Below are 23,733 nucleotides of genomic sequence, written 5' to 3' on the forward strand. Positions count from 1 at the left end.
TGTCACGCACTTGATAACATAGTTTACCCAACTGCCAAGCTATTGACTAGCCTTTACGTTACAGATAACAATCACCGTTAAGAGATATTTGTTACCTAAGTATTTATGAGCTGGGTATTTGTCTAAAACTTGCTATTACTATTATTAGTGTTAACCAAAAAGCGCTTACCTGAGATTCATAAAATCTCTAATTCTACTCTATTATAGGGTAGGTTTTAGCCACTTTTAGCTTTAACGTTTTGCTACTTACAGTAGCAAAATCGCTTTCACAAAATCCTTATTATGTTTCTATTATTCTCCTCTATTTATAGCGTTAGCTACTTATGCTCAACCCTATAAATAGCAGACTACAGGTAGCCTAGTACTTATGAATAAAACTTTAACCTTTACCAAAGCTCAGCAACACTTTATGGTCATTGGCAACCCTATTGCTCATAGCAAATCTCCTGAGATTCACCAAGTATTCGCCAAGCAAAGTGGCCTAGATATCAGTTATCAACGCCAATACTGTCCTGATAATGCTGAAAGCTTCTATGCAGTGATTACGGCTTTTTTTAATGGTGGCGGTGTAGGAGCCAATGTTACAGTACCGTTTAAACAACTGGCTTATGATTATTGCCAGACTCAGGGTAGCTTGTCTGAACATGCCAAAGTTGCAGGGGCAGTAAATACTTTACTGCTAAAGGATGAGGCGCTATATGGCGACAATACTGATGGTCAAGGTTTAGTCAATCATATCGAGAGCTTAGGCTGGCCACTCAATGGTGCACGCGTCGCTATTATTGGTGCTGGCGGTGCAGCACGCGGAGTGGTCCTGCCCCTTATACAAGCTGGTATCAGTACCTTGACTATTGCCAATCGTACTGTTAGTAAGGCGCAAGTCTTAGTCACTGAGCTTAGTGCAGCTAATAGTACCATCAACAGTCATAAGCTTAAGAGCTGTGCTACTGAAGAGCTAACTGGAGCCTTTGATTTGATTATTAATGCTACTTCTATTGGGCTCTCAGGAAATACTTTGCCATTGGCAGACGACTTAAGCAGCCATTATGTCTATGACCTAATGTATGGACGAGCCTTACCGTTTTTGCAACATTTTGCCCAGCGTGGCGCGCAGACTTCTGATGGCTACGGTATGCTTATCGCTCAAGCGGCGCTTAGCTTTGAGCGTTGGACTGGACAAGCTGTCGATGTTAAGAGCGCGACGGTCAGCCTAAAAGCAGGGGCGACATAAAGCTTGCAAAAGCGGCATTTACGGTTTAGAGCCAAAACGCATAAGCAGACGTTTTTCTAGCTTTTGTAAGGGTAAGCGCAGCTTAATCGAGTGCATCATCAAGCCGCCAGTAAGAGCTAACAGACAGCCGAGTGCCGTATCGAGCAAGCGGGCGCGCATAACTTCCTGATAGACTTGCTCGTTTAGCGCATTACCGCTACCGTACTCAGCAATAAATATAGTCAAAGGAGTGATAAAGATGACCGCCAGCCCATAATGACGATCGATTAAGGATTCAATACTCAACATCATCAATAGTATAGCGCAGGCCACTTGCCAGCTGCTCAAACCCCACGACAACATCCATCCTGCCAGACCTACACCTATCAAAGTGCCCAGCAGACGATGAAACTGCTTTATCCAAATAGTACGAAGATGGATCCCTTGAATGATAATAAAGCAGCTGACTGCTGCCCAATAAGGGTTAGACATCTCCAGCAGCACTGCGATCAATAAAGTCAAACTAACAAAACTGGTTACTATGATACTTTCACTCAGCGTATCTGGCTCATAATTGTAGCTAGGTGCAGGTTGGCTAGGCCTTGTCGCTAGTAACAGTAACGAATAAAACAAGGCCATAATGATTGAAAAGACGCTACCAAACATCACTAGACCTGTGGCTGGCAGCACTTGTGTCGAAGGTATAGGTATAAATAAAGCAATAGCACCAGCCATCATAATAAATAGCCCTGCTGGTGGCGGCTGACGATAGTAGCGACCAAAAGCAATCACTGCAAAAGCTATCAGCGCAAATACTGGTAATCTAAGCCAAGGGAGCTGCTGCGCTACTGCTCCTAGCGCAAAACTTAAGGACATCGCAAAGCCCCATGCCATCACAGTGACCAATCGGTGCGGCAATGACCCTACTAAAGGTAAATTTAGGATAATCATAGCGCCTAATGAGGCTTTAATACCTGAAGGCAAAGCGCCAAAATAGGCCCCAACGAATACTGGAAAGCTGATAGCAATAGCCGCTACAATCGGCATATGCCAAGGTCTCTGACTTTTTTTGACGCTAAATAAATGCGCAATCTCACCTTTTATCAAAAACCTAAGCTTGATCAACACTTGTTGAAGCCAATACTTCAACTGATGCATACGCGGCGCTAGACTCATAAAACGAGGTTCCTGTTGACTATGGTTACACAAACCCTAGTTAATTATTACTTATTGTCAATTAATTAATAGCTAAGCTACACTGAGATAGACTATCCTATATGAATTAATTTAATGACTTATCCAACAACATATGAATATTAGTTATATATTATATATTTATCATTCTATAACGCTTATAATAATGCCAATGTTGTACTAGATTAAGCATCAAAGTAGCCTTTAGTATGCTGTGCTTTTAACTGCACACAGCAAAAAGCATCTTCCTCTAAGCTTTATACTAGACAGCTAAGACTAAACGCTTAGCCGTGACCCCTGTTACTCTGTAGTAATAACTTATAGGTATAATCCATTACTCAACTCATAACCTGCTGATAAAACTAGTTATAAATATTTTTATAGTTATATTACTATTACTATTATATTTGGATATAACCCCTAATAAGCCTTAAATCTAATAATTTTGGCACATTAAATAGCGAGACTGACTATGTTAACTTACAAAGCGCCTTTACGTGATATCAAGTTTTTGATTAATGATGTTTTTGACTTTCAAAGCCATTACAAAACTTTAGATAACGGGGCCAATGCTGATCCTGAAACTGTTGATATGATCTTACAAAGCATGGCTGATTTTGCCGAAAATGTCCTTGCGCCTCTTTATCAGCCTGCTGATGCAGAAGGCTGTCATTTTGACAATGGGGTGGTAACTACGCCTAAAGGCTTTAAAGAAGCTTATAATCAGTTCGTAGAAGGCGGCTGGCAAGGTATCTCTTATCCTGAAGAGTATGGCGGTATGAACTTACCTATGTCACTCAACTTGATCAAATCTGAAATGATAGGTACCGCAAACTGGCCTTGGTCTATGTATCCTGGCCTATCAACGGGTTGTATCAATACTTTATTACAGTATGGTACGGAAGATCAGAAGCAGACTTATTTGCATAAATTGATTGAAGGCTCATGGGCAGGTACTATGTGTCTGACTGAGCCACAGTGCGGTACTGACTTGGGCCAAGTTAAATCAAAGGCCATTCCACAAGATGATGGTAGCTATAAGCTTAGCGGCACCAAAATATTTATCTCTAGTGGTGAACACGATCTAACCGAAAACATCATTCATATTGTTTTAGCACGCCTACCTAATGCACCAGAAGGTACACGCGGTATTTCCTTATTTATCGTGCCAAAATTTTTATCAAATGCTGAAGGCGAACTTGGCGATCGTAATGGGGTCAGTTGTGGTTCTATCGAGCACAAAATGGGCATTAACTCATCAGCCACTTGCGTATTGAATTTTGATGAAGCGGTTGGTTATCTGATTGGTGAGCCAAATAAAGGCCTAAAAGCTATGTTCACTTTTATGAACACGGCTCGTATCGGTACAGGTATCGAAGGTTTAGCACATACTGAATTATCTTTCCAAAATGCCCTACCTTATGCCAAAGATCGTCGCTCTATGCGCACTTTATCAGGGGTTAAAGATCCTGAAAAAGTAGCCGATGCTATCATCCATCATGCCGATGTACGTCGCATGCTGTTGACTCAAAAAGCCTTTGCCGAAGGTGGTCGCTCAATGATTTATCATTCAGCACGCTATGCCGATAAGATGTCTCAAGGTATCGCTAATGGTGATGATGCTGAGTTTGAAAAGTGGGATGATAAATTAGGCTTCTATACTCCTATCCTAAAAGGTTTCTTAACTGAACTTGGTATCGAAGCAGCTAAGCATGGTCAGCAAATCTACGGTGGTCATGGCTATATCAAAGAATGGGGCATGGAGCTGATCGCTCGTGATGCCCGTATCGCTACTATGTACGAAGGCACCACTGGTATTCAAGCCCTAGACTTATTAGGTCGTAAAGTTATTTTACAGTCTAAAGGCAAGATCATCCGTGACTATACTTCTACTATCATCAGATGGTGTGGTGAGTACGCGCTTGATAAAGACATGCGCAAATTCGTTTGGGCATTGACTAAGCTATGTGCTGAGTGGAACACCTTAACCGTGCGCTTAATGTTGATCGCTCGTAAAGACCGTGAAATTATCTCAGCGGCGTCTGATGACTTCTTGATGTATTCAGGTTATGTAATGATGGGCTACCATTGGGCACGTATGGCGGCTGTCGCTTATGAGAAGTTAGAAAGCGGTGGTGCTGAATCACCAGAATTCTATCAAGCCAAAATCCAAACGGCAGAATTCTATTTTGATAAAATCTTGCCACGTACCTCAGGTCATGCCGAAAGTATGGTTGCGCCAAGTGAAAGCATGACTGCGATGGATATCGATAGCTTCGCTTTCCTAGACTAACATTAGCTTAAGCTAGCTGCAGTTAGCTTAGGTCAACTGTAGTTTATTGGAGTCAAAAAAGCGCTCAGTGATTAATAGCTGGGCGCTTTTTTGTGTGCTATTTTTAGCTACTATAAGTTACGGATATAAAGATTAACTCACCTTAAAACTATCAACGGATATGGCCTAAATTTAAACTATTAGTCCTCAAAGCAATGTAAGCTAATAATTTTATGAGAATCCGTTATGAATTTATTTATGAATAAAGCCCTTGTCCCTGCTGCTGCTATTATTGCTTTAATGAGCATAAGTAGCGTGCAAGCCAGCCCTAACAGTAGTACTACTAATAAGACTGACACCCCAATTCACTTTAACAAAGGCCAAGTAAGTACTATTATCACTGGCAAACTAAAGCCTGATCAAAATGAGCATTGGTATCAATTCAGTGCCACCAGTTGGCAGTATGCCTTGATTAATATTGCGCCACTCGCCGGTACCCCTGAGACTGCCAATATTGGGGTATTACAGATGCCCAGCGGTAAGCAAGATGGCACTAAGGGCGGTATCATCTATCAGGGCTGCCTACCAACAACAGGTAACTATCGACTACGTATCGCCCGCAACTTGATGGCTACGCAAGGAAAAACAGCAGGTTATACTGTCGAAGTCATTCTGCTACCGAAATATGCTAGTGAGTCGCTATGTAAATAGTTATAGCTTGCTCCCTTAACTGCCCATAATCTTCTTATGATAAATGGTGCTAATCTCTTCTACTTCGACACATATCTGTAGGCTGGCACGACCTGATTGTTCTAGTGCTAGCTTTTCCTCTAAAGTTGCCACTAATACCTGCGCTAACTCATTGCGAGTCTTATCATCACGTCCTGCCATCAGCTTTAGGTGGGCGTAAATAAAACCTTGCTGTTGCTCATCATCCTGCACGCCAACCAAAAAAGTCTTCAAGGGTAGGACTCGTGCCTTAATATCTGTGGCCTTGCCAAAATGCCCACTGTCCCAGAGCGCTTGGTTAAGAGCTTTAAGTAAAGACTCTTCATGAGGAATGCTGACGTTTGGCGTCGCTTGAATGGTTAAATGAGGCATGGTTCTATCCTTATAGTAATTTTAAGATGAAGTGGCTATTTATATGCAGTATCTGCAATGTCTACAAAGCGCGCGTCTAAAGTCTCTGCTAACTGCTGCGCGGTTAATTCAATCTCTAAACCCCGACGACCAGCACTGACATAGATGGTTGACTGTTGTTGTGCTAATTGTTCTATAACGGTTACTAGACGCTTTTTTTGACCAAGTGGGCTGACTCCACCGAGCACATAACCAGTACTGCGTTCGACTTGCTTAGGATCAGCCATTTGTACTTTTTTGCAGCCGATAGCCTTAGCCATTTTTTTAAGATTGACTGTGCTATTAACTGGCACAATCGCTACGGCTAGCTTGTTAGTATCGGTCTGTACTACCAAGGTTTTATATACTTGCTCAGCAGCCACGCCTAATTTCTCAGCAGCTTCTAAGCCATAAGAGGCAGCTTGGCTATCATGACTATAATCATGAAGTTGGTAGTCAATATTGAGCTTTTGTGCCAGCTCGATAGCAGGGGTCATAGCGGCTCACTTAAATAGTAATAACAACAGACTTAGACTAAAGTAGTTTAGCTAGCTTATATAGTAAGCAAAGATGGCCAACAGGTAAAGTAGCTGCACCACCTTTGCGGTGGCTTGGGTTTGCTGGACGTGTAGTTAAGCGTTCTGGTATCTATAAATAATAATACTAGTAGATACCGACACCATATATCGCTTTAACGACTTTTGTGGCATCATAAGCGCATTACATTTAACAAAGTTTGACTGCTGATTATGATACCCAGTTTTTTAAAAAACAAGTTTTTAACAGAGCGCGCTGCTGAATCGTCTTCAACCAATAATGATAATGGTATTGATGATGTTGGCGGTGTTGATAGCCGTGCTGATGGTAATTTGGATAGTCAAAAAGTGCTAGTTAAGCCTGCTGCCAAAACCCCTATCAATCAGCTCTATCGTAAGCTGTCTGGACAAATACTGGATGTAGCAGTCAAACCCAAACTGCTAGGTGAGTTACCTGAATTCGCCGCTGAGGATCAAACCCTTACCTTTTATGTGCTGCAAGACTATTCCCGTTCGAACAGTATTCTCATCGATTTACAAACTCAAGAGCATAAACTGCCTCCGGCTTTGGTTGGGGTAAAAGACAGTGTCCATCAAATAGATGAGAGTGCGGCTATTATATTTTTGCATCATCCAAAGGCTAAACAGGATCAAGTTTCACCGCGTTTAATGCGCTTGATTTCTGCTGCTCTGCAATACCCAGAGTTACAGATTCGCTTAGTGCCAGTGTCTATTCTATGGGGGCGTGCTCCTGAAAAAGAGGACTCGCTGTTCAAACTGTTAATGACTGACAATTGGCAAGACCCTAGCATCACTAAGCAGCTCTTCAACATTGGAGTGATGGGCCGTGATACTTTTGTACAGTTTCATCCTTCACAAGATCTGCGTACCGTCGTATATCATAATTTGTGCGAGGAAGTAGAGGATAATTGTGTAGCGACTAGCGTTATTAATGAGTTAAGCGCCAGCTTATATAACGATGATATTGATGTTGATGATGATAATGATAATGATAAAGAATACCTACTGCAAAAAATAACTGATAGTGATCCGTCAAGCGCTCAGCCTAGTAATGAGATGCTGCAACCCTTGCCGATGAATTCTTTAGTAGCTGCTGCTGATGCCAATCGTGAGGTGGCACGTACTATCCAGCAGCAGTTGAATGTGTATCTCGATAAGCAGCGCGCCAGTATGCTCGGCCCTGACTTATCTGACAAACGTAATCTAGTCGATAAGCTCATCTACTCCCCAGCTATCAAACATGCGATAGAGACCGAATTTAAGGAGACGGGCACTAGTGTGCGTGAAGCGCATATCCTAGCCAAAAGCTATGCTAATGAGATGGTCAACGATTACTCTTACCCTATTATTCGAGTCTTTGATCGGTTTTTGACTTGGTTATGGACTCAGCTCTATGATGGCGTAGAAGTACACCATTTTGAGCGAGTGCGTGAGCTGGCAGCGGATTATGAAATCATCTATGTGCCTTGCCATCGCAGCCACGTCGATTATCTGCTGTTGTCTTATGTTATTTATAAGCGTGGACTGAGCATTCCTTACGTAGCGGCCGGTGACAATCTAGACGTGCCCGTATTAGGACCGTTATTGCGCGGTGCAGTGGCTTTCTTTATCCGCCGTAGCTTCCGTGGTAATGGATTATATACTGCAGTATTACGTGAATATATGCATACCTTAATCACTCGGAATACGCCGATTGAATACTTTATAGAAGGCGGACGTTCGCGTACAGGGCGCTTGTTGCCGCCGAAGATGGGCATGTTAGCGATGACGGTACATAGCCAATTACGCAAGACTAATAAGCCAGTAGTCTTCATTCCTACTTATATTGGTTATGAGCGTATTATGGAAGGCGGTACTTATGTTGGTGAGCTAAAGGGTAAGCCTAAAGAGTCAGAGTCGTTGATAGGGCTACTCAAAGTCACTCGTAAGATTGAACGGGTCTTTGGTAATGTCCATTTAAGCTTTGGTACGCCATTACACTTAACTGACTTCATGCAGAAGTTCGATGTTCCTGCTGAAAGCTTACCCGCTGATCGTACTGATACGCCATTGGATGCAAAAGCTACGGCGATGGTCGATAATATCGGCGTCAAGATCATGCAGCACATCAATAAAGCGGCGGTAGTCAACCCAATATCGCTGTTGTCATTAGTAGTATTATCAGCTCCAAAAGCGGCGCTAGATGAAAGTATCTGTCGCGAGCAGATTGCTCTATATCAGAGTATTGCTCGCCAGCAGCCTTATGATGAAGACACTATTATCACTGATATGAGTCCGCAACAGATTGTCAATTATGGTATCAAGCTCAAGCTTATTGAACGTATACCGCATATCTTAGGGGATATTATTCAGGTCGTTGATCGCCAAGCAGCACTACTTAGCTACTTCCGCAATAATATATTGCATGTGTTTATTTTACAGTCGTTCTTAGCAGCATTAGTGGCTCGTAATGGTCGTATCAAACGTCATCGTCTCGATGATATCGTAGCGCAGCTATATCCATTCCTGCAAAGCGAGTTGTTCTTGCATTATTCGGCTCACGGACTCAAAGACACGCTCAATGATAAAATAGACAATCTAATTGCGCATGACTTAATCGTTGAGTTGGGTGATGGCATACTCGGTATTCCTGAAGCTAATAGCAGTAGCTATCAACAGCTGACTGTATTGGCAACGCCAGTCGAACACAGCCTTGAGCGTTACTTTATGACCCTTGCCCTACTAGCGCAACAAGGCTCAGGTAACTTGACTGCAGAAGAGGTCGTTGACCTATGCCACCTGCTTGGTCAGCGTCTATCAGTACTCTATGCCGACGATATTCCTGACTTCTTTGATCGCTCGCTGTTTACTAGCTTCGTCAATGCGCTAAGTCGTTTGGACTATATCCAAACCGATAGTGAGACTGGCGTTCTAACTTTTGATGAGCGCATCAATAATATCGCTCATCATGCCAAGTATGTGCTTAGCACGGATATGATGCAGATCTTGCAACAAGTGGCGAGCCTAGATGAAGAAGAGATCGCCCATGCTATCACGGCTATTAGCAATAAAAAACAGCGTAAGTTTGGCCGTAAGCGCTAGCCGTTGAAGCGAGCTAGTCACCATAATTATAAGAAAGGGCTTCTTTATGAAGTTCTTTTTTTTGGCAAAAATTTCTGTTACTATTAATGATCAGCATAAAGTAATAATAATCTGTATGCTGTTACTCAAAACTCATCTGACCCCTTGCCTGTCGTCATGCTACGACAGCTATATATGACTCTAAAATTTTATCAAGTAAACCGCTCTTTCTCTTTATCTAACATCACTCAACTTCTTTATTTTCATAGCCTACTTAATGTAGTGGCTATTAATTTACGATGCTCTAAATTTATAGTATTCCCTTATATCAATCCCAAGTCGCCTTATCGCACCCCACCGCACTCCGTACCCCAGCTGCCTAGACACCTCAAGCAGCAAGCTATCTATAATGAGTTAGCAAACCTTGATACTCAGCAAGTCCAAAAGTTTTTGCTGAGCTACCAAAAGTTTAAACATCGTATTTATGGTAAACAAAACCCAACCGATTTTACCAATCCTTTTTATCAATGGGTGATTAAGCATGACCTCAATGCTCACAGTATTAGAAAAATTATCATCGATAATGATGTGAGCAATAACAGCTTTGAAACCTTACCTTTATGGTCTCAAGGGCGTATGGGCCAAAGCCAAACGCTACTACCAGATGGACGTATTATTCTAATTGCTGGTGAATATGAAGATTATTATGATGCAGATTTTTACATTTATAATGAGGTTAGCGTTATAAATACTGATGGAACTATTGAGGTTTATAGTTATCCAAAAACTGTGTTTCCAGCGACTGACTTTCATACGGCTACTTTAGTCGGCACTGCAGATGAGCAGCATATCATCATCATCGGCTCGTTAGGCTATCCTGAGAAGCGCCAATATAATCACACTCCTGTCTATCGATTAGATATTCATGATTTTACGATTCAGCAAGTCGCCACTCGTAATAGTATGGGCTGGATTAATCATCATCATGCCAGACTACAAGATAACCGAATCATCATCACTGGTGGACAGTTATTAATCGATGATATCGCCCCACTCCTTGATAATATTGATACGTGGGTGCTGAATCTTACTACTTTGATTTGGAAAAACGTTACTCAACGTCATCGCAACTGGCAACGTTTTTATGTCAGACGGCAAGATGGCAATAGCTTAAATCTTTGGGAATATAAGCAGCTAGACCACTATCTAAAGTTAGATAACACAGCTGAATCATCACAAGGTATAGCTTATATTAAGGATCAGATAGAATATTATTCAGCCGTTATTGAGCAATGCACTAATCAATCCGCTAATAGCTACCTTTATCATCAGTTACTGATACCCCCTCTTGATCATAGAACTTGTGCTCATGAAGAATTTAGTGCTAGTAATAGTAGTATTAGTAATAATGCTAGCGACAATGCTAATGACTACGATCATGTTTTGTTTATTGATGAAATTAAAGTTGGCTATAAAACAGCTGACGACAGCTGCATCCAAGTTTTTATCGAAGGCAAATTGTCCGAAGATAAGCTAGAGCTACTACAACAGAATCTACGCCACAAGCTATCAAAGCTTGAGAACATGGCTTGTGAAGTAATAGATATTTAAACTCATTATTTTGATTATTCGCCACTCAAAAAAAGACCACTAATGAATTAGTAGTCTTTTTTTATCATAATATAATGCTATAAGGCTGAAAATTTACTCATTTAGTTAGTAATTTTCTTATATTTTGCACGCTTAGGACCTGCATCATCACCCATAGTCTTTTTACGATAAGTCTCAAATTCAGAGTAGTTACCGTCGAACCAAATTGGCGCTTCATCTTCAAAGGCTAGAATATGCGTAGCAATACGGTCAAGGAACCAGCGATCATGCGATACTACCATTACCGTACCTGGGAACACTTGAATAGCATCCTCAAGCGCACGTAAAGTCTCAATATCCAAATCGTTAGAGGGCTCATCGAGTAGCAATACGTTCGCGCCTTGCTTCAAGGTTTTAGCTAGTTGCAAGCGGTTACGCTCACCACCGGATAATTGACCGACGTGCTTTTGCTGGTCTGAACCCTTAAAGTTAAAGCGGCCGATATAAGCACGGCTTGGGGTAGTGTAATCCCCAACGGTAATGATATCTAAACCGTCAGAGATCTCTTCCCAAACCGTCTTAGTATCGTCTAAGTTATCACGAACCTGACCGACATAAGCGACGCTAACACTTTCACCCAAATCAACAGAACCTGTATCTGGTTTATCACGATCGGTAATCATGTTGAATAGCGTAGTTTTACCCGCACCATTAGGACCAATGATACCGACAATAGCACCCGCTGGCACGTTAAAGCTCAAGTCTTTATAAAGCAAACGGTCGCCAAATGATTTGGAGATATCGTTCACTTCGATGACTTTATTACCTAAACGTGGACCTGGTGGAATATAAATTTCAGAGGTCTCATTACGCTTTTGAAACTCCGTTGAGTTTAGCTCTTCGAAACGCTGTACACGTGATTTAGACTTAGCTTGTTGGCCTTTTTTGTTAGTACGAATCCACTCAAGCTCTTTTTTCAGTGCTTTCGCGAATGACTCTTCTTGCTTATTCTGCTGCTCTAAACGAGTGTTCTTTTGCTCAAGCCACTCAGTGTAGTTGCCTTCATACGGATAGCCATGGCCACGATCCAGCTCCAAGATCCACTGGGCAACGTTATCTAAGAAATAACGATCATGGGTAATAGCGACGATAGTACCGCTATAGTTCTGCAAGAACTGCTCAAGCCATGCGACTGATTCAGCGTCTAAATGGTTGGTTGGCTCATCGAGTAGTAGCATATCAGGGCGTGACAATAATAGACGGCATAGTGCCACACGACGTTTTTCACCACCTGATAGTTTGCTGACGTCCGCATCCCATGGTGGTAGACGTAGCGCATCGGCGGCTTTTTCTAGCTGGTTGTTTAAGTTGTGCGCATCCCACGTTTGAATGATGTCTTCCATCTTGCCTTGTTCTTCAGCAAGTTTATCAAAGTCAGCATCAGGCTCAGCGTATTCTGCATAGATAGCGTCTAAACGCGCTAGTGCATCTAACGCTTCACGCATGCCATCTTCGACATTACCACGAACGTCTTTACTATCATCTAACTGCGGTTCCTGCGGCAAATAGCCAATTTTAGTACCCGTTTGCGCGCGTGCTTCACCGCTAAACTCGGTATCCACGCCTGCCATAATGCGTAGCAAAGTAGATTTACCTGAACCATTGATACCCAGAACACCAATTTTGGCACCTGGGAAAAACGATAAATTAATATTCTTTAAAATCTCGCGCTTAGGCGGAACAAGTTTTGACACGTTGTTCATTGTGTAAATATATTGAGCCATTAACACTCCGATGGACTGCATAAAAAAGAGTAGCAAGCACTGTTAAATATAAAAAAAATAGCGCAGCTGCGTTTGCTAAGTCTTAAAATTAGGATTACAAATTGTCCCTCATTATCGCATTGTGGCGCATAGGCTGCAAGCTGACAGATAGCTTTCGGGCAGGTTTACTGGCTTTTTACTTAAAACCCTTTCTTTTTTAGCTAAAACCTTGTTATCAGACGCTATTTAAGAACTTACTAGCTTTAATAATAAAATGTGATTAGCTAAAAAGCGATTTTAGTCCCTTTAATGCTACTAATATTAAATTTGCATGATATTGACGAGGTACTCCAAGATGACTAGTCTCTATTAAATGATATATCGGACTCAAGTAAGAATTATTAACATAAGTGTTCGATTCAATATGATTGTAAGTATTTTTAATCATTTTTAAAAATTCATGCTCTAAGTCTATTGTTATGACAGAAGTATCTAAATTTAGGTCTGTCATAAAAGGAAGTGCTGGTGTAAATTCCTATAGCCAAATGCTTCTCATAGTTGGAAAATACAAAGCAATCGCTTCTTTATTTAATTCAAGCATTAAGATGCTGGCGACAATTAAGTCATCTCCAGTAAATCGCATATGTTTATCTTTAAACTCTAAAATCGTATGTGCCATTGCAATCATCCTTGTTCTATATCTGTCATAATAGACCACAGCAAACTTACATAAAACCGTTAAACTATACTCTTAATTAATAATCGCCATTACCACTTGTTTAAAACAGCTTTTTTAAAGCGCTTTATAAAAAGAGCAATCAATCTATGACCTCCAGTTATCGTCCTGAAATTATTCAAAGTGCGTTTGTTGATTTTATTGGCTCACGTTTGCAACCGTTTTGGTCATTGACTGCGCCAAAGCTGCGTTTAATTGGTCGGCATGCGCTTAGTGAAGAGTTGATAGCGTTACAGTTCGAGGTCAATCGTGCCTTTAGGCAACGCGCATCTGACGCACATGGTGGCTGGCATGGTGGTCAACATATTAATCTAACTATTCCTATCGACGGTATCTATCATCAACGTAGCTATTCGTTAATAGGTCTACCGCAACAGACTTTATGTTGGTCTGAACCTAGTCATTCTAAGACTGTTATCAAGAGCCTTAGACGCCAGCGCCATACGGTTACTATTGCCCTTAAACCACAAGGCTTGGTGTCAAATTATCTGACCCAACACGCTGCCATTGGCACTATATTTACTAGCAGCGTACCTAGTGGCGACTTCACTTTGCAGCAAGCTGTTTTAAGCAGTCAGGCTCGCCTATCTGATAACCCACCAGCGCTTGCAAAGCTAACTTTTAGTAGCCAAACACCGCTGCTACTTATAGCTGGTGGTAGCGGTATTACCCCGATGCTAGGGCTGATCAACCAAGCCCTGCAGCATCAGCGCCCAGTGACCTTAGTACATTATAATCGTGGGTCAGTGCTAGAGAGCTACTGGCAGCTATTAGCTGACGAGCATGCTAGTTTCAATTATCATCTAATCAATACTGAAGACCCAGCTAGTTATTTAGCGGATAGCCGTCATCTACAAGCTAGCAGCTTATTGGCTCTAAACTTACCCTTACTTGCAACCCAAATATTTGCTTGTGGTAGCCCAGCTTTGATAGCGGGCTTGTATAAGGCCGTAGACGAAATAGAGGCTGGTTTAAAGCTATCAGAGGATTTAAATCTATTAGGTGATTTACAGTCAGTAGCGAATAGTAAGCTCGATCTAAGGCACTCACTGCGTGACAATATAATTATAGAACGGTTCGGTACCGCCTTAGCGGCACAAGCAGTAGATGCTATGGGTAAGCAATCTGATATCCAAACCCATACGGTGTATTTACGTAGCCGACAGCAGCAATTTAGCAGTAACGGCACTTTGTTACTGGCGGCAGAACAAGCAGGTATCCGTTTAAATTATGGCTGCCGTCAGGGCATATGTCAGTTATGTCGCTGTAATAAAGTCAGCGGAGTAGTTAAAAACATTCAAACAGGCAAACTAAGTAGCGACGGTTATGACTCGATCCAAACCTGCCTTAGTGTGGCGATGAGTGATGTGGTACTAGACATCTAAACCTTGGTGAGTGGCTAGTATCACTCTCAATACGTACTTTGATTGATCAAAATAGGTATTGGCAGGTATAAAAGCACGCCATTTTAAAAGCTGTTATTAATTAGTTCAATTGTATAGTTACTACTGAGTAATTAGAAAAACTAACCAAAATACAGCAAGTTATACTAGATTCAAACAGACTAAGGTCAAGCTGTGTTATATGCTACATCACATTTGATTTACTATACTGTTGCTGTCACTGCTAACCATAAGCAGTTTTGGCTGAGGATTGTTAATGCGTCTATTACCGCCTATATCCACCGCACATTCTGCTGTTCCTATGTTGACTAGCCCATTAATTACCAGTCACAAAGAGCAGCGTGTCCGCAGCAATAGTGTTGTCGAAAAACACCTCAATGCAGCGAAAGATCAAGCAAAGTTGGCTAAAGACTCGCTTTACCCTACTGTTACGCAAACGCCGTTATCAAAAGCGCAAACCGAAGCCTTAGCAGTAGAGTTAAATACTCTCTATAACCAAGTTATGGACTCTTTAGGTGTCGATGATACTCGCTATATTCAGCGTGTTTACGCAACCGTAGTGTGTAGTGAAATCGCAGCACGTGCTCTACTTGCGATCGCAGGACGTCTAGCAACCAAACGTGCTCAACTGGCGGTATGGCTGTTAGGTACTTCGATGCTTAGTTTTAGCAAAATCTTAAATAATATGGAGCTTGGCCATAATGTTATGCACGGTCAGTATGATTGGATGCAGCATCCGCATCTAAACAGTCAAAAATTCGATTGGGATATTGTCTGCCCTGCTCCTTTATGGCAGCACTCGCATAACTACTTGCATCATACTTTTACTAATATAGTAGGCCGTGATCACGATGTTGGCTATCACTTGATTCGAGTAACTGATGAGCAGCCGTGGACACCAGAAGATCGCTATAATCCGCTAAAAACTTTGATTCTAGCTTTAGGGTTTGAGTGGGCAGTGGCCTTCCATGACATTCAAATCAGTGTTGAGGAATACGCAGACGCTGAAGATAAGCAGCAGATACTACAGCAGAAATCACGCGCTCTTTGGGCCAAAATAGCTCGGCAAGTGGCTAAGGACTATCTAGTATTGCCAGCTACTGTGGGCTTGGCTTTAGGTCGTCGCAGTGCGTTAAGCACGCTAACAGGCAATGCTACTGCTAACATAGTACGTAACCTATGGACTTGGGCAATCATATTCTGTGGCCATTTTACTGATCAGGCTCACATCTATACTAATTTTGATGAAAATGAGAGTAAAGGCGACTGGTATGTTAGGCAGATTCTAGGATCGAGTAATATAGAGGGTAGTAAACTATTCCATATTTTATCCGGTAATCTATCACATCAGATTGAGCATCACATCTTCCCAGATATGCCCGCCAATCGTTACGCTAGTATCGTGCCACAAGTGCAAGCTATCTGCCGTGACTATAACCTGTCTTACAATACTGGTCATTTTGGTAGTCAGTTTAAACAAGTCCTGAAGCGCATTTATCATTTCAGTAAACCTAGCGTTGATGAACTAGCCGTTTATAATCAAGCACAAACGCTAGCGGATGCTGCTACTGATAAAGTAATGGAAAAACAGCAGCGAATTTCTGATCCAGTCACAGGCTTTAAGAGATATCTGCCGCAAGTAGTACGCCAAGCCTTATTTTATGCTCGCAGCACGGATACGCAGTAACTGTTCAGCTATCTGCTATTGCTTTAAGACACGTTAAGCTACTAGTAACTCAGGTAAGTAAACTTAATAATAGTTTTAACTGCTAAGCTTTTTACTAATAAGCTGCAAACTTGTACTATTTAGACTAGTAGCAAAAAATAAATCATGATGATAATAAAAGGATTTTTTATGAACCAAGCCTCTACAGACCCCATAACTATTACTCATAACGAGCAAGCAAAGCGTTTTGAAACTACAGTAGAGGGGCAAATTGGTTATATAAGCTATCAGCAGCGCGACGACACTTTAATTTATGACCATACTATCGTGCCGCAGTCATTAGGTGGTAAGGGCGTAGGATCTGCCTTAGTAAAGCATGCACTAAATTATGCCCGTGATAATGATAAAAAAGTGCTTCCACAATGCTCATTTGTAGCCTCATACATTGATAAGCATCCTGATTATAAAGACCTTATCAGCTAAGCGCAGACTAGTAGAACAAAGAGCTAGTTTTGCTAAGCAACAATTAACTATTAGTAGTACTAGCATTTATTGCTAACTCTGCTACTATTCGATCCTATGATGACAGCTATAACGGTTTAACCGTTGCAATACCTGCCTATATTTTGCGACCTTTATTGCTATATTTCATAGTTTAACCACTAATTTATAGTAAGGAGCTGCAAAAGATAGGTAGGTTTTTTGCACCTTATATATTATAAAATAACTGCTCAGTTACCCTAGATCTAAAGCGCTTAATAATAGCACTCAGCATCTTAACCAGCCACTGGCTTTACAGTGCCAGCTTGCTTTTACCTAATAATAAAGGATATTGCTATGAGTAGTTTATCTAACCAACAAGTCGACTTGCAGCTAGAAGATTTAGCCGGCTGGCAACGTGACGGTAATAGTATTGTTAAGTCTTACAACTTTAGTGATTTTATTGAGGCTATGAGTTTTATGAATCAAGCTGCTTTTTATGCAGAAGCATTAGAGCATCACCCTGAATGGCATAATACTTATAACGTAGTTGATGTGCGTTTGACTACTCACGACACTGGTGGTATTACTAGTCTCGATATCCGTTTGGCCAAGCGTATGGAATATATTATTCAGCCTAAACGTCTGTAGCTAATCTTGGTTATTATATTATTTAGAACCTGCAAAACATTCACCTTGATTAAACCCAAAAAAAAGTCCTCAAGTGAGGACTTTTTTCTATTTGACAATTACCGTCTATTAGACTTTGCGACCAATAAAGGCCACTATGAATAGAATTACGGCAACAACTAAGAAGATATAAGCCAAGTTAGATGACAAACCGGCAACTCCACCAAAGCCTAACAAACTTGCTATCAGTGCGATGACTGCAAAAATAATAGCCCAACGAAACATAATCGTTCTCCTCATATAAAAATCAAAAGATAAACATCAAAACAGATATCAAATAGCTAAAAAATTACTACTATCCGTTTTCTAACTGGCTATTTATTAACCTATACTTAACGCCATTTAGAAAACCACTATTTTTGATGCTCAATATTGTTATTAACTTTGTTGTTATTAACTTAACAGAAGATTAGCAACATTTATTAGCTTAATACGTTCATTTTGGTATTCTTCACGCTATATTGTGTAACCTGTGTAGCGATAACGCCATATTTGTAGCAAATATATCACATTAAGTGATTTTACTTGGTTTTTAGGCGATTATATGTCTACATATTTTTGCTTAACAACTTTTATCCACTAAATACTATTCTATCAGTCTAAGCGTTGATGTTTTTACAAGCTTGTAGAACGATTAATACAAAATCTTAGTTATGAAGCTATTCAATTAATCGTCTATAGCAACAATTACAAGCCACAGTTACAGTAGCAGTCAGCTATAAAAATCATTATAACCATCTACATTTATAAAGTGCTGTCATCAACATTTTATGGTTATTTTAAATAAGCCTTCTAATTAGTTGTAAAGGGAATAATTATGAACAATGATACTAATTCTAGCCAAGACGCTACAAATCAGTCTAAGCAAAACACTGCACGACAGGCTAATCCAGCGTCTAACGGTGCACAGCGTGCTTATTCTATTGTTCTTTATGGCGCTACTAGCTTTGTTGGGCAAATCACAGCTCACTACTTAGCAAAATTTCTAACTGAGCAGCAAGCTGATAATGCCAATCAATCAAAGCCAATATCTTGGGCGTTAGCAGGACGTGATCAGCAAAAGTTAGAGACTCTACAGACTGCAATCAATAGACTGCAGCAATCCCAAAGCACAAAAACTGATAAGGTCGATATAATCATGGCTAACAGTGACGATCAAGCTAGCCTTGATGCTATGACTAAACAGACACAAGTGGTTATCTCAACAGTCGGTCCTTATCTAAAATACGGCGAACCCCTAATCAAATCTTGCGCTGAAAACGGTACTGATTATGTTGATCTCACTGGCGAAGCCATTTTTATTAAAGATATGTTAGATAAGTATCAACAGACAGCCAAACAAAGTGGCGCACGCATCATCAATTCTTGTGGCTTTGACTCTATACCTTCTGATTTAGGCGTCTACTTCACTCAGCAGCATGCTGAAGCTAAGTTTGGTCAAGCTTGTCAAAGCATCAATATGCGGGTAAAAGCAGCTAAAGGTGGCTTATCTGGCGGTACTATCGCCTCTATGGCCACTATCTTTGAAGAGGTAGGTCAAGACAAAGCTCGTCGTAAGCAAGTTGCTAACCCTTACCTATTGAACGATGATAAAGATGCGCCTAGTGTACGCCAAGACAATGTTGGCAAGCCTGAATACGATAGTGAGCATAAGCGCTGGCTAGCTCCTTTTGTGATGGCAAGTATCAATACCCGTATCGTTCATCGTAGCAACCAGCTGTTAAGCTATCAGTATGGGCATAATTTTAAATACGATGAAGCCATGTGGATGCAAGATGGTATCAAAGGTAAATTGATGAGCTATGGCTTAAGCGCCGGTTTATTAGGATTTGCGACAGCGATGATATTTAAGCCAAGTCGTGAGTTGCTATCGAAGCATGTATTACCTAAATCAGGCTCAGGGCCTTCTAAATCAGAACAAAATGAAGGCTTTTTTGATATTAGGTTTTTTGGGAAAACCTCTAACAGCGATACTATTAGCACTAAAGTAACTGGTGACCGAGATCCTGGATACGGCAGTACTTCACGCATGCTAGCGCAATCTGCTTTATGCTTAGCGCAAGACATCAGTAAAGAAGAAGTGGACGGTGGTTTTTGGACACCTGCTTCAGCAATGGGCAACAAGTTACTTGAGCGTTTAGAGAAACATGCTGGTTTAAGCTTTGATGTGATTGATAGCTAAACCTATAGCTTACAAAGCTGTTTGGGAACTAGTAATTAGTAGCCTTAAAGTAATCGCATTTTGGCAACAAGATGCGGTTTTTATCTAACAATAACACTACAATAATTGCACAATATCACTTATTAGCAGAAGTCTGACAGACTTTACATCGATGTACCACTGAATGGTTGGTATTTAAATTGTTATTATTACCCATAGTGTTTACGATATTTTTTATATTTATAGATAACGTTGTGTACTGACCAACATTTTTATACGAATCAGTCATGATAGTCGCCAATTGATTATCATGATTTTATTTTCTCTATAGATTATATATTAGTTATTTTAAATATATATATTCTGTATTCTAAATAGAAAGTCACTATATTAAGCCGTACTTAATCAGAGTTATTTGTACGACTATTCTAATTGACATTATAAAATTATAAATTGAGGATTAAATAAATGAAAAACCATAATCTAGCTTTATCATTATTGATTGGCGCTGCACTTACTATCCCAACATTGGCAATGGCCGCTCCAGCTAATACTAAAGCCGCTAACAAGACAACGGCCACCGCTGAGAGGGCTGTTGCAAGCACAGATAACGAGACTGATGCAAATACTTCTAAAACCAGTAAAATGATTCCGTTTACTATTAGCGAAACTAAAACTATTTCACGCACACGGGCCAATAGTAATAATGGTCAACAGCCAATGACTACAGAAATAAAAGCACCGAACGGTCAACAACCGATGACTACAGAAATAAAAGCACCGAATGGTCAGCAACCGATGACTACAGAAATAAAAGCACCGAACGGTCAGCAACCGATGACTACAGAAATAAAAGCACCGAACGGTCAGCAACCGATGACTACGGAAATAAAAGCACCAGCAGAAGCTTTACAAAACTCAGAATTACAAACCACTGAAATAATATCTGAAGATCCTGTGCTAGAGGCACCAGAAGACTTAGCAGAAGCTTCAGAAGAAGACGATTTATAAATTAATAGCTAGTCAACTTTGCTAACGCAATTATTGATTGGTCTATCGTTATCAAAAAATAAAATTGATAGAGTTGCCATCAGGCTGCCTTTTTTATACTTTAATAAACCCTGATTACTTTTTAGCTTTAGTCACACCAGCTTCTTGTAGCAAGGCACCAAAAGTACCCATCTTGCTAGGAGCTTCTGCTTTACTAGGCTTGCTGCTGCTAGGATTAGTGGTACTAGTGTTAGTAGTACTACGCTTATCATTTCGATCAGTACGTGGCCCACGTGGTTTTGCAGAGCGCTTATCATCAGACGCTGGGCGTTTAGCTTGTGGACGGCTAGTTTTACGCTCAGCACTGCTATTAACATTTTGAGTGCTGTCATTAGCGCTTTTGCTATCAGTATTAGCTGAGGCCTTATTAGCGTTGCGAGCTGGTTTCTCAGCTTCAGGTTTCATACTAAAACCGATACGGCCACGCTTTTCGTCAATAGAGATTACCCGAACAGAGATAATATCGCCTGGCTTAACTCGGTTCATAGGGTCAGCAACAAAGTCATTAGCCATCTGAGAGATATGCACTAAGCCATCTTGATGAACACCGACATCGACGAAGCAACCAAATGCTGTAACGTTAGTAACTACGCCTTCAAGCGTCATGCCTTCAGACAAATCTTTGATACTGTTGACGTCATCACGGAAAGTGGCCGTTTTAAACTCAGGACGTGGATCACGGGCAGGTTTTGCCAACTCTTGGATAATAGCGCTAATACTGATGTTGTCATCATTAGCAGCAATAGCAGTGATGTCAATGCTATTCAGCACGCCATCATTACCGATAATCTCCGCTAAATCTTTACCAGTTTGACTTAATAGTGCCGCTACTAACTGATAGCTTTCTGGGTGTACACCAGTCGCATCTAGAGGATTAGTACCGTCATTGATACGCAAGAATCCTGCCGCTTGTTCAAAGGTCTTCGTACCTAAACGTGGTACATTTTTTAGATCTTCACGACTGGCAAAAGCACCATGTTCAGAGCGATAAGTAACGATCTGCTGCGCAACATTTTTATTCAAACCAGCAATATGAGTCAAGATAGCAGGACTGGCAGTATTAACGTCAACCCCAACCGCGTTCACGCTATCTTGAGTAACTTTATCAAGACTATCGGCAAGCTGGTTTTGGTTAACGTCATGCTGATATTGACCGACACCAATAGCTTTTGGATCTACTTTTACTAACTCAGATAAAGGGTCTTGCAAGCGACGAGCGATTGAAACTGCACCACGCACTGATACATCTAAATTGGCCAACTCATCACTAGCCAGTTCACTGGCTGAATATACCGAAGCACCTGACTCATTGACGATGACCACTTTGGCATGTAACGCCTCATTAGCGGCTAGGATCTCTTTAATCATAGCGTCGGTTTCGCGACTCGCTGTACCATTACCGATAGCTACTAAGTCAACATTATAAGTAGCCAATAGCTTATCAATAACAGTTTTGGCTTCATCCATCTTATTATCAGGAGCAAAAGGATAAACCGTAGCAATCACTGGCTTGTCGCTGCTATCCAACATCACGTGACCTTGGCTATCAATAATAGCCATTTTGACCCCATGACGAATACCAGGATCGACCCCTAAGATAACTTTGCGACCCGCTGGAGCTGACATCAATAAGTGCTGTAGATTACTAGCGAAAACTTCAATAGCATCGGCTTCTGCATTTAGACGCTTTTCAGTCAATAAGCGGTGTTCAATATGTGGACGCCATTTTTCTTTCCACAAGCTGTTAGCGGCTTCTAGCAAAAACTCATGACGGGCTGCTGGAGCTTTACCATCAATCTCAAAATTCTTAACTATTTTATCAATAAAGGGGGCATCTTCGCCCTCGATTTTTAGACCTAAAACATTTTCTTGACGACCGCGTAGCATAGCTAATAGGCGATGATTAGGCAGGCGTGCAAGGCTCTCACTATGCTCAAAGTAGTCTTTGAACTTTTCACCTACTTCACGCTTATCATCACTAGCAACGGCTGATACGATACTAGCTGTCTTGGCAAAGCCATTACGTAAGCTATCCAATAAGCCTAATTCTTGCGTCCATTCATCAACGATGATGGCTTGTACCCCTGCCAACTGCTTATCTAAGTCTGCGAAATCAACTTCAATCTCGTTACCACTGTCATCAGTGATAGTAGCTGGTGCTTGATAATTCGCTAACGCATCTTCTAAAGTAGTCTCTGTAGTCAATACGGCTTGAGCTGCGTTATCTAAACCGGCAGCACGTGCTTTAGCAGCTGGTGAGCGGCGACGTGGACGGTAGGGTAAGTAGATATCTTCTAGCTCTAGCTTAGAAGTGGCATTATCGATACGCTTTTGCAGCTCATCGGTAAGATTACCTTGAGTGCTGAGTAACTCAGTAATCTTCAGTCGGCGCGTGGCCATGTCACGTTCATAATTGAGTGACTTTTCTAGCGCACGTAGCTGCACATCATCGAGATTTTGAGTTTTCTCTTTACGATAGCGAGCAATGAATGGAACCGTGTCCCCTCCATCATAAAGTTTGACAAACGCTTTAACTTGAGCAGTCTTAATGCCAAGCGCGCGAGCAAGCTTGTCGTGAATATTCGCGTGTGTGGTTGCATCTAAGCCCTGTGCATTTGTCGGGGCTAGTGATGACGTTAAGGTATCAGTGCTACTCATATACATATCAATCGTTAAGAAATGGTGTTTGGCATTATAGCAAAAGCTGCATAAATAAAAATTCTTTTTATTTTTTCATTGCCTATAAGTATTTTTAGGGGATAAAAGGCAATATAGTAGTTGT

The 23,733-nt window shown here is 41.1% G+C and carries 18 protein-coding genes; 11 read left to right on the forward strand and 7 right to left on the reverse strand.

From position 1 onward, the window contains the following. Window positions 1-367 precede the first annotated feature (367 nt). Entirely contained in the window at window positions 368-1,231 is an 864-nt protein-coding gene (gene aroE / locus KPY62_RS07620; protein WP_216581470.1) for a shikimate dehydrogenase, read from the forward strand. A gap of 18 nt (window positions 1,232-1,249) precedes the next feature. Here the strand turns inward: aroE and KPY62_RS07625 are convergent, their stop codons facing one another. After that, window positions 1,250-2,386: an FUSC family protein gene (locus KPY62_RS07625; RefSeq protein ID WP_216581471.1), complete on the reverse strand. Its 1,137-nt coding sequence runs from the start codon at window positions 2,384-2,386 to the stop codon at window positions 1,250-1,252. Between the two features lie 490 nt (window positions 2,387-2,876). Between KPY62_RS07625 and KPY62_RS07630 the strand changes: the two genes are divergently transcribed. Together KPY62_RS07630 and KPY62_RS07635 are read left to right on the forward strand one after the other, a co-directional pair. Continuing rightward, window positions 2,877-4,697: an acyl-CoA dehydrogenase C-terminal domain-containing protein gene (locus KPY62_RS07630; protein ID WP_216581472.1), complete on the forward strand. Its 1,821-nt coding sequence runs from the start codon at window positions 2,877-2,879 to the stop codon at window positions 4,695-4,697. Window positions 4,698-4,934: 237 nt separating this feature from the next. Beyond that, on the forward strand, window positions 4,935-5,387 hold the full coding sequence (locus KPY62_RS07635; protein ID WP_228730617.1) for a hypothetical protein: 453 nt from the start codon (window positions 4,935-4,937) through the stop codon (window positions 5,385-5,387). A gap of 15 nt (window positions 5,388-5,402) precedes the next feature. On the opposite strand, the gene KPY62_RS07640 is transcribed toward KPY62_RS07635, so the two are convergent. Continuing rightward, window positions 5,403-5,777: a 5-carboxymethyl-2-hydroxymuconate Delta-isomerase gene (locus tag KPY62_RS07640; protein WP_216581474.1), complete on the reverse strand. Its 375-nt coding sequence runs from the start codon at window positions 5,775-5,777 to the stop codon at window positions 5,403-5,405. Window positions 5,778-5,812: 35 nt separating this feature from the next. Next, window positions 5,813-6,292 (reverse strand): Cys-tRNA(Pro) deacylase, encoded by a 480-nt coding sequence (ybaK, locus tag KPY62_RS07645; protein ID WP_216581475.1) that lies wholly within the window; start codon window positions 6,290-6,292, stop codon window positions 5,813-5,815. A gap of 252 nt (window positions 6,293-6,544) precedes the next feature. On the opposite strand from ybaK, the gene plsB reads away from it, so the two are divergent. Together plsB and KPY62_RS07655 are read left to right on the forward strand one after the other, a co-directional pair. Next, window positions 6,545-9,433: a glycerol-3-phosphate 1-O-acyltransferase PlsB gene (gene plsB / locus KPY62_RS07650; protein WP_216581476.1), complete on the forward strand. Its 2,889-nt coding sequence runs from the start codon at window positions 6,545-6,547 to the stop codon at window positions 9,431-9,433. A 174-nt stretch (window positions 9,434-9,607) separates the two neighbouring features. Next, window positions 9,608-11,023, forward strand: a complete 1,416-nt coding sequence (locus KPY62_RS07655) for a hypothetical protein (protein ID WP_216581477.1) — start codon at window positions 9,608-9,610, stop codon at window positions 11,021-11,023. 101 nt (window positions 11,024-11,124) lie between these two features. Here KPY62_RS07655 and ettA read toward each other — a convergent pair whose 3' ends face one another. Together ettA and KPY62_RS07665 are read right to left on the reverse strand one after the other, a co-directional pair. Further along, the gene (ettA, locus tag KPY62_RS07660) at window positions 11,125-12,786 is read right to left on the reverse strand and encodes an energy-dependent translational throttle protein EttA (protein WP_216581478.1); all 1,662 of its coding nucleotides are present in this window, start codon (window positions 12,784-12,786) and stop codon (window positions 11,125-11,127) included. Window positions 12,787-13,300: 514 nt separating this feature from the next. Then, window positions 13,301-13,444 carry a hypothetical protein gene (locus KPY62_RS07665; RefSeq protein WP_216581479.1) on the reverse strand — a complete coding sequence of 48 codons (144 nt, stop codon included), beginning with the start codon at window positions 13,442-13,444 and terminating at the stop codon, window positions 13,301-13,303. A gap of 146 nt (window positions 13,445-13,590) precedes the next feature. On the opposite strand from KPY62_RS07665, the gene KPY62_RS07670 reads away from it, so the two are divergent. The 4 genes from KPY62_RS07670 to KPY62_RS07685 all read left to right on the forward strand — a co-directional run bounded on the left by KPY62_RS07670 (window position 13,591) and on the right by KPY62_RS07685 (window position 17,701). Then, window positions 13,591-14,886, forward strand: a complete 1,296-nt coding sequence (locus tag KPY62_RS07670; RefSeq protein WP_216581480.1) for a flavin reductase family protein — start codon at window positions 13,591-13,593, stop codon at window positions 14,884-14,886. Window positions 14,887-15,160: 274 nt separating this feature from the next. Beyond that, entirely contained in the window at window positions 15,161-16,591 is a 1,431-nt protein-coding gene (locus KPY62_RS07675) for a fatty acid desaturase family protein (RefSeq protein WP_228730618.1), read from the forward strand. 168 nt (window positions 16,592-16,759) lie between these two features. Next, window positions 16,760-17,053 (forward strand): GNAT family N-acetyltransferase, encoded by a 294-nt coding sequence (locus tag KPY62_RS07680; RefSeq protein WP_216581481.1) that lies wholly within the window; start codon window positions 16,760-16,762, stop codon window positions 17,051-17,053. A 354-nt stretch (window positions 17,054-17,407) separates the two neighbouring features. Continuing rightward, window positions 17,408-17,701, forward strand: coding sequence for a 4a-hydroxytetrahydrobiopterin dehydratase (locus KPY62_RS07685; protein ID WP_216581482.1), 294 nt, complete (start codon window positions 17,408-17,410; stop codon window positions 17,699-17,701). Window positions 17,702-17,809: 108 nt separating this feature from the next. On the opposite strand, the gene KPY62_RS07690 is transcribed toward KPY62_RS07685, so the two are convergent. Then, the gene (locus KPY62_RS07690) at window positions 17,810-17,965 is read right to left on the reverse strand and encodes a DUF1328 domain-containing protein (protein ID WP_201621614.1); all 156 of its coding nucleotides are present in this window, start codon (window positions 17,963-17,965) and stop codon (window positions 17,810-17,812) included. Window positions 17,966-18,557: 592 nt separating this feature from the next. Here KPY62_RS07690 and KPY62_RS07695 point away from each other — a divergent pair. Together KPY62_RS07695 and KPY62_RS13775 are read left to right on the forward strand one after the other, a co-directional pair. Continuing rightward, on the forward strand, window positions 18,558-19,922 hold the full coding sequence (locus KPY62_RS07695) for a saccharopine dehydrogenase family protein (protein WP_216581483.1): 1,365 nt from the start codon (window positions 18,558-18,560) through the stop codon (window positions 19,920-19,922). 447 nt (window positions 19,923-20,369) lie between these two features. Next, on the forward strand, window positions 20,370-20,912 hold the full coding sequence (locus KPY62_RS13775) for a hypothetical protein (protein ID WP_228730619.1): 543 nt from the start codon (window positions 20,370-20,372) through the stop codon (window positions 20,910-20,912). Window positions 20,913-21,026: 114 nt separating this feature from the next. Here KPY62_RS13775 and KPY62_RS07705 read toward each other — a convergent pair whose 3' ends face one another. Further along, on the reverse strand, window positions 21,027-23,609 hold the full coding sequence (locus KPY62_RS07705) for a Tex family protein (protein ID WP_216581484.1): 2,583 nt from the start codon (window positions 23,607-23,609) through the stop codon (window positions 21,027-21,029). Between the last annotated feature and the right edge of the window lie 124 nt (window positions 23,610-23,733).

The sequence above is a fragment of the Psychrobacter sp. TAE2020 genome (genome assembly GCF_018919485.1).
Taxonomy (GTDB): Bacteria; Pseudomonadota; Gammaproteobacteria; order Pseudomonadales; family Moraxellaceae; genus Psychrobacter.